Genomic DNA, 14473 nt, shown 5'->3' with positions numbered 1-14473 from the left:
GCAACGGCCGCCGTACGACGCCGGCGGGGCGGTGACGTACGGCGGCCGTGGATGCCGTACGCGACCAGGGGGGAAGCGGTGGCATACGGCGGCCCGGATCCGGTCGGCCGCAAGGGCGGCTCAGCCGCATCCACCCGCGTGGCCGTCGTCGACGGACCGCTCGGGCTCGGTGAGCGCACCCTCCGGGTCGGCCGGGGGTTCCGCGAGTCCGGGAGAGCGGCCGGTGAGCGCCGCCACGAAGGCGGGCAGCCGGTCGACGCCCCAGTACTTGTCGTAGTGGTCGACGAAGAACGGCACTCCGAAGACGCCATCGCGCTGGATCTCCAGCAGCACCCGCACGCCCTCGGCACGCAGCTCGGGATCATCTGACGCCGACGCCAACTCCTCGCTGTCGAGGCCGAGTCGGGCGCCGAAGCCACCGATCACCGACCGGTCGCAGATGTCCTGCCCGAGCTCCCAGCGGGCCCGGGCGGCGAGCGCGATGTACTCGGGGCCCATGCCGTACCGGGCCGCGGCCAGATAGCCGAGGTGCGGCACCTCCCATACCGGCTCGCGGTCCACGGGCCAGCTCAGCGACAGCCCCCGCTCGGCGGCCAGGCGCCGCACGTCCTGGAGGATGTAGCGGTGCTTCTCCGGGCTCATCGGGGTGTAGGGAAAGGCCCCGCCGGCCTCGTCGAGCAGCTTGCGGCTCAGCTCGTCCGGCTCGAAGAACGGTACCCACTCCAGGGCGGCCGCCAGGCGCGGGTGGTGGGCCGTCAGGTCCCGGTAGGCGAGCCAGGAGTAGGGGCTGCGCAGCGAGAAGTAGAAGCGCGGGGGCCGCCGGGTGCGGCGGCCCCCGCCCGCCGTGCCGCTCACAGCGCGATGCCGCCGTCGACCTGGAAGACCTGGCCCGTGATGTACGACGCCTCGGACGAGATCAGGAAGGAGACCAGCGCGGCGACGTCCTCCGGGAGGCCGAACCGTTTCAGCGGAATGCGGCCCAGCATCTCCTTTAACACCTTCGGCGGCAGCACCGAGGTCATGTCGGTGTCGATGAAGCCGGGCGCCACCGTGTTGGCCCGGATGCCGTGCCGGCCGCCCTCCTTCGCCAGGGAGCGGGTGAAGCCGATGATCCCCGCCTTCGACGCCGAGTAGTTGGTCTGGCCCGCGTTGCCCGCGACCCCGGCCACCGAGGAGAGCGTGACGACTGCACCGCCGCCCCGCTTGATCATCGGGAAGGCCACCGCACGGCACAGGCTGTAGGTGCCGTCCAGGTTGGTGCGCAGCACCGCGTCCCAGTCCTCGTCCGGCATCAGCACCAGCGGGTTGTCGCGGGTGATGCCGGCCGAGGTGACCGCGGCCGACGCCGGGCCCAGCTCCTCCTCGGCCGCGGTGACGAAGTCCTGCACCTGGGCGCGGTCGGTCACGTCCACCCGCCGGGAGAGCACCCGTCGACCCAGCTCGCGCACCTCCTTCTCCACCACGGCGGCGGCCTGCGCGTCGGAGCGGTAGCAGAAGCCGATGTCGTAACCGTCGCGGGCCAGCCGTTCGACGACCGCGCGGCCGATGCCGCGGGACCCTCCGGTGACCAGGGCGACCTTGTCGCGGTGGGTGTCACTCGCTGCGGACATCAGATCGTCTCCTCACACCTTCGACAGGGCACGGTCGGGCGCCTGCAGCAGTTCCGAAACATCACGCAGCGCTACCACGAAGGAGCCGATGCGCAACACCTCACGGCCGGCGGCGTACGTCTCGCCCGCGAGGACCGCCGTCTCGTCCACGGACTTCACCAGGCGCACCCGGTGCTCCAGGACGTCCCCGGGGTGGACGCGCACGCCGAAGGCCACCTCGTTGATGGCGCCGGCGAGTTCGACCTTCCCGGCCAGCACGTCCGGGTTGGGGTTGTCCCACACGGACAGCAGCACCGCGGACTGGGCCCAGGACTCGATCACCAGCGAGGTGGGATAGGCGTAGTCGGCGGCTGCGGCATCCTGGCCGAGAGGCGTGTAGCAGGGCTCGTTGCCGGAGACCGCCTTGAGCGCGGTCAGGCTCTCGCCCGGTGTCACCTGCGTGACGCGGTCTACCAGGAGGATCTCCCCGCGGTGCGGAATGGTGTTCTTGATGCGGTCGACGCCGTACGCCGTCATGAGGTGCCCTCTTCCTGGTCCCGGCCGTCCCGGACGCGGTAGCGCAGCCGGATGTCGGCGACCTTGCCGTGGTTGGTGGCGATGGCCGCCTTGAACAGCAGCCCGGCCGCGTTGTCGGCGACCGTGACGTCGGCCAGCACGCGGTCGCCCGGGAAGACCGGCCGGTGGAAGCGGCACCGGTCCATGGCGACCAGCTCCACCTCGCCGGTGTGGGCGACCTCGCCGGGCGGCTCGGCGACGGGGTTGTCCATGGCCCACTGACGGACCGTGCGGTCGGCGGCCTCGATGAGGAACACCCCGGGCAGCACGGGGAATCCGGGATAGTGGCCGGCCATGACCGGGCCGTCCTCCGGCGCGTCGAAGGCACCGAGCGCGCCCGTCGGGCCGGTGCGGATCAGCTCGAGGTCGCCCAGTGGTGAGGCAGCGCTCACCGGGTCTCCCGCAGCTTGCGGTCGAGCAGCTCGTAGGTGCCGTGCAGGGAGGTGATCGACGCCAGCTCGGTCTCGGCGAGCTTGACGCCGTACTCCTTCTCCAGGCGCACGGTGATCTCCAGCGCCATCAGCGAGTCGACGTCCAGGTCCTCCGTGAAGTGGGCCTCGTCGGTGACCTCGGCGACGTCCAGATCGAGGACGTCGGCCACCAGGTCACGCAGCTGTTCCTTGTCGAGCACGGGTGTGGTGGTGATGTCGGGCATGGGGTACACGCGTCCTTCCGGATGGTGGTTGGCATACGAGAGGTTCACGAGCAGGCGGCGCAGCCGGTGGGCGCCGCGGCGCCCACCGGCGGAGGAGCGCGCTCGGCCCACGGAGTGCCGTGCGGATCGCCCCGGCTCCCGCCGAGGGCGCCGTGTGACGCGCGGCCACGGTGAGACGAGTACCGAGATCCGTACGACGCCCGCCAAGCCCCGCGTCGAGGGCGCTTGCCGCCTCACTGCGCACCGGTGCGCAGGACGACCGCCCCGGCCTGGCCGTCAGGGTCGACCGAGGTGATTAGCACGGGGCGGTCTGCCTCCGTCACGGTCACGGCGGCTGCCAGCTGGAGAGATGCGGAGGCGGCGCCCAGGTCGCCGATCAGGCGGCGTAGGCGCAACCGGGGCGGCTGATGCTCGCCGAAGATCGAGGCGAGCGCCGCGTCCTCACGGCCGCCGAGCGGGCCGCCGCAGTCGGACGGCACCAGCAGGGCGACCTCGTCGGGCCGTACGTCGGCCTCCTTGAGGGCCTCGGTGACCGCACGCACGACCGCGTTGTGGGCGCGTTCCGGAGCGTGGAAGGCGACGAAACGGCTGCCGAGCAGCGTGGCGAGCGCGGGGCGGCCGTGCGTGCGGGCCCGGCCGAGCGGCTCCAGCAGGAAGAGCGCGCAGCCCTCGCCGAGCGGCCCGGTGGGCTGCTGGTAAGGGCCTGAGACGCGGGCCCGGTACTCCAGCCAGGCACGCTCGGTGGAGAATTCTTCGACGGCGCCGCACAGGACGGCCTCGCAGTGGCCCCGGCGCAGCAGCCGGGCCGCGTAGTTGAGGGCGAGCAAGCCGGTCAGGGCGCCGCCCGCAACCGTGGTGTTGGGGCCGCGCACGGTGTGCCAGATCGCGCTCTGGCCGGCGGCCCGGTTCATCACGGTGTTGGGGAACAGGGCCGGGTCCACGTGGAAGGGCTTCTCGCCCGTCAGGGAGTCCCGGGTGAAGTCCATGATGCTTTGCACGCTGCCGTGCCCGGTGCCGAGCACCATGCCCACGGCCTCCGGGTCGTCCTGGGCGAGTCCGCCGCCGGCCCGCTCCAGGAGCATCCCGGCGGTGGCGACGGCGAGCGCGGTGGCCCGGTCCATCGACCGGGTGCCCTTGCGGCCCAGCACCGCCCTGATGTCGAAACCCGGGACGTGCCCGGACCGTTCGTAGGGGCCGAGGTCGAGGGCGTCGTCCGCGGCGCGCATGCCGCCCCGGCTCTCCCGCACCCCCTCGGCGAAGGCCTCGGCACCGAGCCCGTACGGCGAGGCGGCCGACCAGCCGGATACGACCAGGGTGTCCGGGTCCGCTCCGGTAGCAAGACTGACACTCATCGCTGTCTGCTCCTGTCGGTGAAGGTCGTGGAGGTCGTGGCCGGTCAGCCCCAGGCGCCGGCGGCGGCGTGCAGTTCCGCGCCGTCGACGCCGATGGTGTTGCCGGTCAGCCAGGAGGACTCGGTGCGTGACAGCAGTGCGACGGCATCCGCTACGTCCTCGGACCGGGTCAGCCGACCGTGGGGGTTGTTCTCGGCGGCGCGCTCGACGTAGTCGGCGTGTTCCGGGATGCGCCGCAGGGCAGGGGTGACGGTGGTGCCGGCGCGCAGCGCGTTCACGGCGACACCCCGGGGGGCCAGTTCGCATGCCAGCTGGCGGACATGGGCCTCCAGGGCGGACTTGGCCGCGGAGACCGCGCCGTAGCTGGGCAGCGCCTGAGAGGTGCCGGCACTCGTCATCGCGTAGACCTTCGAGCCGTCGCGCAGCAGGCCCGCCGTGAGCAGGTCCTGTGTCCAGTACACGAGGCTGTGCGCCATGACGTCGAGGGTCATCTCCAGCTGGCGGGCGGTGATCTGCTTGTCCCAGCCGGCGCGCGGCAGAAACGGCACGAGGGTGCCGAAGGCGAGGGAGTGGACCAGGATGCGGACGCCGCCGGTGGTGCCGGTCAGCTCGGCCAGCTGGGGGACGATCTCCTGCCGGGTGCCCCGGGAGGCGGCGTTGGCGTTGAAGAAGTGCGCCTCGACGCCCTTGCCCCGTATCTCACCGACGAGTTCCTCGACCTCCTCGGCACGCGACGCCGTGTCGAAGTGCACGCCGGCGACATGGACGCCCTCCTCGGCGAGCCCCAGGGCGATGGCTCGCCCGATCCCACTGGAAACCCCGAGGACCAGGCACCAGCTCCCCTCAAGCGACTTCAGCATGCTCTGACTCCTGTGTGCGGCGGGGCGGTTCGACGGACGCGGCGGATACGGACGGCACGGCTACGGGGGAGACACGCACGAGCGCCACATGCCCGGCGCCGGTCGCACAGACGACCAGCCGGGCGGCCCCGTCCTGTGCGGTGACGGCGTGGGCCACGGCCAGGGCGGGGCCCAGACAGCCGGTCCGCGGTCCCGGGGCTGCCGCCGGGCTGAGGCTGGGGGGTCCGGGGGTGTCGGTCAGGGGAGCATCGCCGGACGGGATCGGGCGGCGCGCGGCTGCCGCGGACGCGACCGCCTCGGCGACCGGGGAGTCGTCCAGGTCGAGGTGGAGCATGACGGGGCGATCCCCTGGAGCGGCCAGCTCCGCCAGCGCCGTGGTGAGGGCGCGGTCGGCACGGGTCCGTCCCGCCGGGTCGGCCAGTGCGGCAGGCGGTACGAACAGGGAGCGGGCCCGCACTGCCGCCCGTACCGTCGAGCCGCGTGCCCGCGCCCCGGCCGGGGTCTCCAGCGTGAGCACCGCGGCGCCCTGCTCTCCCCCGCCGCCCCGGCCGTCCGGGACGGGTTCCTCGGTTGCCGCCAGCACCAGCGCGTCGGCGCGGCCGGACGCCAGTACCAGAGCCGCGGTGGACAGCGCGTCCAGCGCTGCCGTACGGGCCGTGGCGACGGTCAGTGCGAAGCCGTTGAGGGCGAGCTCGACGGCCAGCCGGTTGCCGAGGACGTTGACCGCGAAGTACGGGGCCGAGGCGGGGGAGATACCGGCCGCACCCGACTCGGCAACAGTGGCGTCCATGGCGTCGAAGAGCCCGGCGAGCCCCGCGTTGGTGGCGAGCAGGAGCCCGCGCCGGTCGGCCGGGACCGCGTCGGGTAGGCCCCCGTCGGCGAGCGCGCCCCGCGCCGCGGCGAGGGCGTACTGGGCGGCCGCCGGAAGGTACTTGTAGCCGCGAGGCCCGAGCCGCTCCCGGTGGTCGAACCAGTCGTCGGCATCCGCCATCGGCACCCCGCCCGCCGCCGCAGCCAACTCCGGCGCGTCACCCCACGGCGTGACCACACCCGAACCGGTGACGACGAGTTCGTCCGCGGACACATCCGTCATACCGGCACTCCCCTTTCCCCTTCCCTGCTCCGGGCCTCCCCTTGCCTGCTCCGAGCCCCACCGCGTCCGCGCCCCCCGCCAGCACCACCGACGCGTTGTTCCCGCCGAACCCGTAGGCGTTGACCAGCACACGCCGCGCCTGTGCGGGCACGGGCACTGGCTCGCCCTGCGGCAGCGCCACCGCGCACTCGGGGTCCTGCTCCTTCAGCGGCACGTTCGGCGGGACCGTGCCGTGGCGCAGGATGAGCGCCGCGGCTACGGCGGCCAGCGCGGCGGACGCCCCGCCCGCGTGGCCGAGGAGTGCCTTGAGGCTGTACAGCGGCACATGCGCGGCACGCCCCCCGAGGACGCGGTGCAGGGCCCGGCTCTCCAGGACGTCGTTGAGCCGGGTGCCGGTGCCGTGCGGCACCACGCAGCCGATGTCGTCGGCCGCGCTGCCCACGGCCTCGCGCATCGCCCGCGCGATCTGCGCGCCGTCGGCCCGCGGCGCCGTCGGATGGTCCGCGTCGCAGCTCCACGCGACGGCGGAGAGCCGTAGCACACCGCGGCCGTCACCGGTCGCCGGCACACCCCGCGCCCGGGCATGCGCCGCCGACTCCACGACGAGAATCCCCGCGCCCTCGGCGAACACCGTGCCGTTGCGGTCGCTCTCGAACGGCCGGCAGCGCTCCGGATCGACGGCACCGAGCCGGTTGAAGCAGCCGAGTGCCACCCGCGAGTACGCGTCGGAGCCGCCCGCGATCACCACGTCCGCCATGCCCGCGCGCACCAGATCCGCCGCGATGCCGAGCGCGTACGCCCCGGCCGCACAGGCGTTCCCGACGTCGTGGACCGCGCCGAACAGGCCGAGCTCGGCGGCCAGCGCGCCGGCCAGGCGGAACGGCGGCGTCCAGGCACTGTCGTCCCCCCGGCCGCGTTCGTTGGCGCCCGGTTCGCCCATACAACTGCCCAGCACGACGGCCGTACGGGCCGCGGCGAGCGCCGCGGCGTCCAGTCCTGCGTCGGCCAGCGCCTCGGCGGTGGCGAGCGACGCGAACCGCGTCGCCCGGTCGGCCGCCAGGTCGGGGTCGGGCACCAGGCTGATCAGCGGCAGGTCCATCCGGGCGAGTGGGTCCGCCGGCCGGTCGGGCAGACGGGTGCCGGCCGCCGTCATGGCCCGCCACAGAGTGTCGGCACCCGCACCGTGACAGGTGACGGCGCCGACCCCGGTGACCACGACCTCGACCTCGCGGTTCATGCCGCCCGGCCCTCCAGGGCGGCGTTCATACGGTCGTCGAAGGCCACCAGGGACCAGTCGCGGCGGTTCTCGATCACTGCGTAACCGTGGGTGATCCGGCCGGTCGCCGTCTGCACCAGCTTCCCGTCGCGCACCACATAGGTGTCCATGCGCGAGTCGTACGTGAAGCCCTTGAAGACGCTCTCGACGGTGAGGACGACGTACATGTCCTCCTCCATACGGGCCTCGTCGAGGACGGTGATCCGCGAGTGCGGCACCACCGGAATCCAGTTCTGCTCGTCCAGCAGCGTCTTGATGGACACCCCGCGGTTGGCGACCAGCCGGTCCTTGGCCTCCTCCATCAGCCGCAGATAGCCGGACATCTGCTGACGCTCGGTGAAGTGGCAGTACCAGTACGGGATGCGGAACTTCCACGCGTACGCGTTGCGCCCGGCCGTCAGCTCCTTGACCACGTCGGCGGCAGCCGGGTCGGCCTCGACGGGCTCCGGCGTCCAGCCGGGCGTGGCCGCGAGCCGGTCGACCGCGAACGGCGCGAGCGCGGCCGGCAGCGGCTGTTCGCCGCCGCCGCGCGGGTCGAGGCGCAGCTGGACGCGGACAGTGGAGGTCACGGCCTTCAGCAGGGTGTCACGCCGCACGTGCAGGGTGACGGCGAACAGCAGCTCGTCGTCCTTGGCCCTGCGATGCGGCCCGACCTCGGCGACGGCCGTGTCGTCGATGTGAAAGGCATGCAGGATGCGGGTGTCGATGTCCACGATGTCCGTGCACAGGCCGTACCCCTCGTAGATCTCGCCCGGCGCGATACCCGCCTGCCTGAGGTGGTTCAGTACAGCTTCCTCGACCAGGTAGTTGACATGCTTGAACCCGATCCAGGTGCAGATGTTGGAGCCCTCGTAGCGGGGGCGGATCTCCAGGGAGCTGGGCTCCTTCAGGTCGAGGACCGAGGCCTCGAGGTCAGCGGTGTGGATGGTCACGTCGACTCCGGTGCGTAGAGGTGGAGTTGCAGAAAAGGGTGAGTGCGGGCGGGGCGGCGGGTACGGCGGTGGTGGCCGTGCCGTTCGCCAGGCGGTCGGGGAAGACCTCGCTCAGCAAGGTGTGCACCGCGTCCGCGAACCGCCACGGCTGCTCCGCCATGGCGAAGTGGCCGCAGTCGTCGAAGAGTTCGAACCGGCCGTCGGGCAACGCCCCGGCCAGCGCGCGGGCGTCGTCGGGCGGCGCGGCGAAGTCCTCCGTGCCGGCCACCACGAGCACCGGCAGGCGCAGCGCGGCGACATCGAGGTGGGGGCTGCGCAGGTACGCCCCGAAGAACTGCTGCCAGCCGTAAGGCCCGATCCGGTCCCGCACCCGCATCGCCATGGCGGCGCGCAGCGCGGGCGTGATGCGGTCGCCCGCACCGATCCGCAGCCCCTCTTCGAGGATGCGGTGGAAGCCGTTCAGGTAGTACAAGGCGTCGTCCCAGGTGAAGTCCCCGGGGCTGCGCCGATGGAAGGGCGCCACGACCACGGCGGCTCGCGGCCCGCGGCCGGCTGCCTGTCGGGCCAGCACCTCCAGGGCCGGTCCCGCGGTGAAGGAGTGCACGATGACCGCGTCGACCCCGCCGGGCACCGCGTCGAGCGCCCGCTCCACGTGCTCCGCCGGGTCGTCGTGAACGCTCCACCCGGGGTCGCCCTCGGCTCCCCACGGCAGGACGCCCTCCCAGATCTCGGCGCCGTCAAGGGCCAGTTCCTCGTACGACCGCCACACGGAGGTGGACCCGGCCAGCCCGTGCAGCAACAGCACCCGCACCGGCACGGACCCGTCCCGGGCCGACCGTCGCAACCGCGCGGTGGCCGTCCGCTGCCCAGGGAAACCCAGCAGCCCGGTCGCCATGCCACCGACGGGTGGCCGACCGACCGGTTCGGTGGGGTGTTGAGGCTGGTCCTGACCCTTCGGGTCTCCGGACGGCGGTCGGCCCTGCAGTTCGGGTGCCGTGCCGCCGGCGTCCGGTTCGCCCGGGCCGCGAGGCCCACCCCGGCCCGTCCGCGCCTCGTAGGCCGGCTCACCCGGCAAGCGGGCCGTAGTCCCCGAGGACGCGTCGGTCGGCGGCCGCGGTCCCTCGTAAACGCTCATCGTGTGACGCCCACGGGCTCCATCGGCACGGCTTCTGTCGTGGGCGACGCTGTTCCGGGCTTCGCCGACACCGTTCCGGGGTGGGTCAGCAGAAGGGCCGCGCTCGCGTCGTCCCAGCCCGCGTCGCCGGTGCCCGCGCTGGCAAGCACCATCTCGGCGTCATCGGGACGACCACCGGCTCGGCTGTCCAACCAGACGGCCGCCGCCGCGCACTGCAGTACGCCGAGCGCGCCCGAGGCGGGTCCGTACAGGGCCGACAGGTCGTGGACAGGCGCGCTGCCCGCCCCAGTGCCCAGCCCCGCCGCCGGAGCCGTCACCCCCTCCGGGTGCTCCGGCACGCACCATAGCCCGATCCGCCCGGCATGCCGGGAGCGCACCGCGGCGACCGCCTGGGCGTGGTCGCCCCGGCGCGCGTAGGGACCCACGGCAGCCAGGTGCCGTGCGCCCCGGGCACGAGCCGACGCAGCCGACTCCACGACCAGCGCGGCCGCCCCGTCGAACAGTTCGGGAACCGCAGCCGGGTTTTCCACGACCGGCGCCTGGGGCGTGCCCGTGACATGCCGGACGGCAGCGTTGTCCGGTTCGACACCCAGGACCAGGACCCGTTCGACCCGGCCGGCCGCGATCAGCAGCCGGGCCCAGTTGACGGCGTCCAGGCCGGAGGTCGGACCGTTGCACAGCGTCAGGTTGGCGCCGCGCAGCCCGTGCGTGATGGCCACCCAGGAGGCCACGACGTTGCTGGAGGTGGCGGGCAGCGTCATGGGGCTGGTCGCCAGGTAGGTGGACTCGGCGATGGTCTGCACGGTCGCGCAGACCGTGTCGGCGTTGCCGTAGTTCGTGCTGGCCACGACGCCCACGCTCTCGCCGGGGACGGTGAGGTCCCCGTTGTCGCCGGTGAGCCCGGCCGCGCGCAGGGCGTCCGCGGCCGCGGCCATGCCGAGCTTGGTGGCGCGGTCCTTGTAGCGCAGCCCGCGCCCCTTGAGCCGGGAGACGGGGTCGGCCGCGTCCCGGTGGTCGGCGGGCAGCGGCCCGAGCAGATCCTGCGGCCCGGTCAGCCCGCGTACGGCGGTGCCGAGCCCGGTGATCACGGCGTACGCCGTGCGTTCGGTACTCACTGGTCTCCTCCCTCCGGACGCATCGGGTGCCGAAGGGCTTCGTCGGCGACACGCTCCACGACCGCGACCGCGTTGAGCCCGCCGAACCCGAACGAGTCGATCTGCGCCAGCCGCAGCGGCTGCACCGGCCGCACGGCGCCGCCCCGCACCAGGCGGAAGCCGGCCACGGCGTCCACCGGGGCGTCGAGATACACCGTCGGCGGAATGGTGCCGGTGCGCATCACGTCGACCGCCGCGACCAGGCTGTGCAGCCCCGAGGCGCCCGCGGTGTGCCCGGTCATCGACTTGATCGCCGTCATGTAGGGGGAGGGGGTCAGGCCCGCGAACACCGTGCCGAGCGCGCTCGACTCGGCCTCGTCGTTCAGCGGGGTGCCGGTGCCGTGCAGCATGACCAGGTCGATGTCCGCGGGCCGCACCCCGGCCCTGCGGTGCGCTTCCTGGACGGCGGCGGTGATGCTCTTCGCGTCCGGCGCCGACGGGTGGTAGGCGTCGCAGTTGACGGCGACCCCCCGCACCCGGGCGTGCACCCGGGAGCCCGGCCCGGGCCCGTCCGCCTCCCGGCGCAGCACCACCGCCACCGCGCCCTCCCCCTGGAGCATCCCGCGCCGCTCCCGGTCGAACGGCCGGACGCGGTCGGGGGCTTCGGGATAGCAACGGTCGAGCAACCCGTAGGTGCTCTCGGTGATGGTGTCGACCCCGGCCACGACGACGGTGTCCGCCGCGTTCAGGTCGAGCAGGTCGGCGCCCAGCGCCAGCGTGTACAGCGACGCCGAGCAGGCGTTGGCGACGGTGTGGGTGTCAGCGGCGCCGAACCGGTGCCGCAACATGGTCCCGAAGTGCAGGTCGGCAGCGTCGAATGGGATCCCGTCCCGCCACGAGAGCTCCACCGAGCGCAGCTCGCGCAGGGTGGTACCCACCAGTACCGGTACCTCCGACAGGTCGTCGCCGAGTCCGGCATCCGCCGCGGCCTGTGCCACCGCGCGTTCGAGCCAGCGGGTCGCCCGCAGCGGCACGTCCACGCCCGGCGCCGGACGGTCGTCGATCTCGTACGCCACCTGCGCGCGGAACCTTTCCCGGTCGTAGCCACGCAGGGGTCCGAGCCCGCTGCGGCCGGCGATCAGCGAGTCGAAGATCTCCTCGACGTCGGCACCGATGCTGGCGACGGCGCCCATCCCGGTCACGATCCAGCTCATGCCGCGCTCCCCACGGGCTCTGTACGCTGCGCGCCGCGGTACGCCCCGAGGATCAGCACCGCGTTGTTGCCGCCGAACGCGAGCGCGTTGTTCTGCACCACGTTCAGCTCCGCCTCGACGGCCCGGTTGGGCACACAGTTGACACCGCACTCCGGGTCGGTCTCACGGTGGTTGATGGTCGGCGGGATGAATCCCTCGGCGATCGCTAGCGCGCAGGCCGCGGCGGCGACCGCGCTGGCCGCCCCCATGCTGTGGCCGATCATCGACTTGATGGAGACCGTGCGCGGCATGGACCCCTCACCGAACACCTGACGGATCGCGCCCGCCTCCGTGATGTCGTTGGCTTTGGTGCCGGTGCCGTGCGCGGAGACGAAGTCGACCTGATCCGGCGTCACCCCGGCGTTGCGGTGGGCGATCCGGATGGTCCGCGCGATACTGTCCCGGTCCGGGGCGACCGGGTGCAGGGCGTCGCAGGCGAGCCCGTACCCGAGCACCTCGGCGTAGATGCGGGCCCCGCGGGCGAGCGCGGAGTCGAGGCTCTCCATCAGGAGGATGCCCGCTCCCTCGCCGGTGAGGATGCCCTCGCGGTCCTTGTCGAAGGGCCGGCACACCTCAGGGGCGATGGTGCCGAGCCGGTAGAAGCCGGTGAACGTCTTGCGGCACGCGGCGTCGGCGCCACCGCACAGGGCGATGTCGACATCGCCGCTGCGCAGGGCGTCGAAGCCGTAGCCGACCGCGTAATTGCCCGCTGCGCACGCGGTCGGGATCGTCACGGCCTCCACGTCCTCCAGCTCCAGCTCGCGCACGATGCTGGCCGACAGGCGTCCGGCCGGGACGCGCCGGGCGACGGCCGGGTCGTACATGCCAGGGCCGCCGCCCAGGCTCGCGGCGACGAGCTGGTCGAGGTCGCGGGACTCGCCGTCCGTGGTACCCACCGACACAAGGGAGCGGCGGGAGCGCACGTCCGCCACGGTCAGGCTGGCGTCCTCGACCGCCATCCGTGCGGCGGCGACCGAGAACTGGCTCGCCCGGCCCAGCTCCCCGGGGTCCTGCTGCGTGATCCAGCGTTCCGGCGCGAAGTCGGTGACCTCGCAACCGTTGGCGTGGGCGAATCCGGCCGTGTCGAACGCGGTAATCGGCTTGACGCCGCTGCGTCCCTCACGGAGCCCGGCGGTGAAGGCCTCGACACCAATGCCGATGCTGGTGACCACACCGAGTCCGGTGATGACCACCCGGCGGTCGGCGGCCCCGGGATGCGGGCGCCGGGGCCCGCCGTGACCTCGCTCGTCCGTGCTGATCGAAGCATTCATCGAAGCTCACCCATCTGGCGGTCGGGACGACGGATCAGCCTCGAGCGGCCTCGGCCACCACCGCGAACACGCCCTCCAGGTTGACCATGCGGCTGAGCTCGCTCTGGTCGATCGTCACGTTCTGGGTCCGCTCCAGGGCGGCGAGGATCTCGATCGCGCGCAGCGAGTCCGCGTCGTGCTCCACCTTGAAGAGGCTGGTTTCGGTGACCTCGTCCTCGTCGATCTCGAGAATGTCGCAGACGATTTCCTTGATCTCCTGCTTACGGGCAGCGTCAAGGCCGTTCGTCAGACTCACGTTGGTCATCTCGACTCCAATGCGGGATCGGTATCGGAGTCCGGTGACTCCGCCCGTGTGATGAGTCGAGGGTGGAATCGGCCGCTATACGCGGCCTATACGGTCTGACCCACCAGTCGGTTCAGCTGCGCGTCGTGCAGTCCCGTCAACCAGCCCGACCAGCCAGGTCGCGTGGGCCCGGCCCTGCACCAGGGCGGGCAGGCGGGGTCCTTGGCAGTGCGGGTGAGGAAGCTGGCGGCGGTGTTCTTCGCCCGCGCCAGAGCGTGCGGCCGGAACAGTCAGGACCCCAGCACTTGGCGCGGTGGCCTCACCCACGGCCTGATTTTCGGTGGCGGGACACATCTTGCGCCCGGGTGAGGGGCATCGTGCGGGCGCAAGATCGGCGAGGACGATGCTGATGGTTGGCTCCGGTCCGCTCCTCACCTTCGACTGGACTGGGCCCGCGACTGCCAGCAGGTCGTCGTCCGCGCGCGGGAAGTCCGCGAGTGCGCTCCGCGGGGCGGTCAGTTCGCCGAGCCCAGCCGGGACGGGCGGCTCCGGGCAGGTTTGGTACTCCTTTTCTGGGGCGCTGGCCGCATCGACCTGGACACCGGCGAGTGTCGGCCGGCCTTCGCGGACACCGAGGAGTCATGGCACGAGGAGGAACCGGAAGACATCGAGCGGTGGCTCTATGTCCCGTGCGAGGGATCGCGGCACGCCTACCGCGACATGGAGATTTCAACATCCCCTCGACGACCAGGACCTCGCTCGGTTCCTCGGCATCGCGATCCAGGGCCGAGGAGCCTTCCGCCGCTTCAAGGACATGCTGGCCACTTCAACGGCGCAGCTGCAGCGGTACCGGCTGTTCGCCGCGGAGCGGCATTACGGCCGGGCTCACGGTTTCCAGTGCCGGTAGGCCTCGATCCCCTCGGCGCCTTCGGGCGCAGGATCCGGCAACGGTAGGTCGAGAACCGATCACCTGCCGGTGCCCGCCTCTCGTACAGACCGCCACGATCTGGCTGCCGGGCAGCAGGTCCACCTTCTTCACGGTGACCTCGACCCCGAGAACGACGTCTTGAACGGGACGGCCAGATGCTCTGCGAGCATCGAGTA

15 protein-coding genes are annotated in these 14473 nt (G+C 72.6%); all 15 read right to left on the bottom strand.

The window, feature by feature from the left end; translation table 11 throughout:
* Positions 1-120: 120 nt before the first annotated feature.
* On the bottom strand, positions 121-855 hold the full coding sequence (locus tag H8R17_RS06000; protein ID WP_187822070.1) for a 2-hydroxychromene-2-carboxylate isomerase: 735 nt from the start codon (positions 853-855) through the stop codon (positions 121-123).
* Entirely contained in the window at positions 852-1610 is a 759-nt protein-coding gene (fabG, locus tag H8R17_RS05995) for a 3-oxoacyl-[acyl-carrier-protein] reductase (protein WP_187822069.1), read from the bottom strand. The genes H8R17_RS06000 and fabG overlap by 4 nt, the downstream gene beginning before the upstream one ends.
* Before the next feature lie 12 nt (positions 1611-1622).
* Positions 1623-2126 (bottom strand): 3-hydroxyacyl-ACP dehydratase FabZ family protein, encoded by a 504-nt coding sequence (locus H8R17_RS05990; protein ID WP_187822068.1) that lies wholly within the window; start codon positions 2124-2126, stop codon positions 1623-1625.
* Entirely contained in the window at positions 2123-2557 is a 435-nt protein-coding gene (locus tag H8R17_RS05985; protein WP_187822067.1) for a 3-hydroxyacyl-ACP dehydratase FabZ family protein, read from the bottom strand. Before H8R17_RS05985 ends, H8R17_RS05990 begins: the two co-directional genes overlap by 4 nt.
* A complete protein-coding gene (locus H8R17_RS05980; RefSeq protein ID WP_187822066.1) occupies positions 2554-2820 on the bottom strand; it encodes an acyl carrier protein in 267 nt (88 codons plus the stop codon). Before H8R17_RS05980 ends, H8R17_RS05985 begins: the two co-directional genes overlap by 4 nt.
* A 233-nt stretch (positions 2821-3053) precedes the next feature.
* Positions 3054-4172: a beta-ketoacyl synthase N-terminal-like domain-containing protein gene (locus H8R17_RS05975; protein ID WP_187822065.1), complete on the bottom strand. Its 1119-nt coding sequence runs from the start codon at positions 4170-4172 to the stop codon at positions 3054-3056.
* A 44-nt stretch (positions 4173-4216) separates the two neighbouring features.
* Positions 4217-5032 carry an SDR family oxidoreductase gene (locus H8R17_RS05970; protein ID WP_187822064.1) on the bottom strand — a complete coding sequence of 272 codons (816 nt, stop codon included), beginning with the start codon at positions 5030-5032 and terminating at the stop codon, positions 4217-4219.
* Entirely contained in the window at positions 5016-6125 is a 1110-nt protein-coding gene (locus H8R17_RS05965; protein ID WP_187822063.1) for a beta-ketoacyl synthase N-terminal-like domain-containing protein, read from the bottom strand. Before H8R17_RS05965 ends, H8R17_RS05970 begins: the two co-directional genes overlap by 17 nt.
* Entirely contained in the window at positions 6061-7362 is a 1302-nt protein-coding gene (locus tag H8R17_RS05960; RefSeq protein ID WP_187822062.1) for a beta-ketoacyl synthase, read from the bottom strand. The genes H8R17_RS05965 and H8R17_RS05960 overlap by 65 nt, the downstream gene beginning before the upstream one ends.
* Positions 7359-8333 carry a hypothetical protein gene (locus H8R17_RS05955; protein WP_316959324.1) on the bottom strand — a complete coding sequence of 325 codons (975 nt, stop codon included), beginning with the start codon at positions 8331-8333 and terminating at the stop codon, positions 7359-7361. Before H8R17_RS05955 ends, H8R17_RS05960 begins: the two co-directional genes overlap by 4 nt.
* Complete coding sequence (locus H8R17_RS05950) at positions 8314-9228, bottom strand: alpha/beta fold hydrolase (RefSeq protein ID WP_187822061.1); 915 nt, start codon at positions 9226-9228, stop codon at positions 8314-8316. Before H8R17_RS05950 ends, H8R17_RS05955 begins: the two co-directional genes overlap by 20 nt.
* Before the next feature lie 236 nt (positions 9229-9464).
* Positions 9465-10583, bottom strand: coding sequence for a beta-ketoacyl synthase N-terminal-like domain-containing protein (locus H8R17_RS05945; RefSeq protein ID WP_187822060.1), 1119 nt, complete (start codon positions 10581-10583; stop codon positions 9465-9467).
* Positions 10580-11776, bottom strand: a complete 1197-nt coding sequence (locus H8R17_RS05940) for a beta-ketoacyl synthase N-terminal-like domain-containing protein (protein WP_187822059.1) — start codon at positions 11774-11776, stop codon at positions 10580-10582. The genes H8R17_RS05945 and H8R17_RS05940 overlap by 4 nt, the downstream gene beginning before the upstream one ends.
* Positions 11773-13086: a beta-ketoacyl synthase gene (locus H8R17_RS05935; RefSeq protein ID WP_223124688.1), complete on the bottom strand. Its 1314-nt coding sequence runs from the start codon at positions 13084-13086 to the stop codon at positions 11773-11775. Before H8R17_RS05935 ends, H8R17_RS05940 begins: the two co-directional genes overlap by 4 nt.
* Before the next feature lie 34 nt (positions 13087-13120).
* Positions 13121-13390, bottom strand: coding sequence for an acyl carrier protein (locus H8R17_RS05930; protein ID WP_187822058.1), 270 nt, complete (start codon positions 13388-13390; stop codon positions 13121-13123).
* Positions 13391-14473: the final 1083 nt, after the last annotated feature.

It is taken from the genome of Streptomyces sp. TRM68367 (genome assembly GCF_014495685.1).
Taxonomy (GTDB): domain Bacteria; phylum Actinomycetota; class Actinomycetes; order Streptomycetales; family Streptomycetaceae; genus Streptomyces.
The sequence above is the reverse complement of the archived record's forward strand: the minus strand, read 5'-3'. Positions and strand labels throughout refer to the sequence as shown.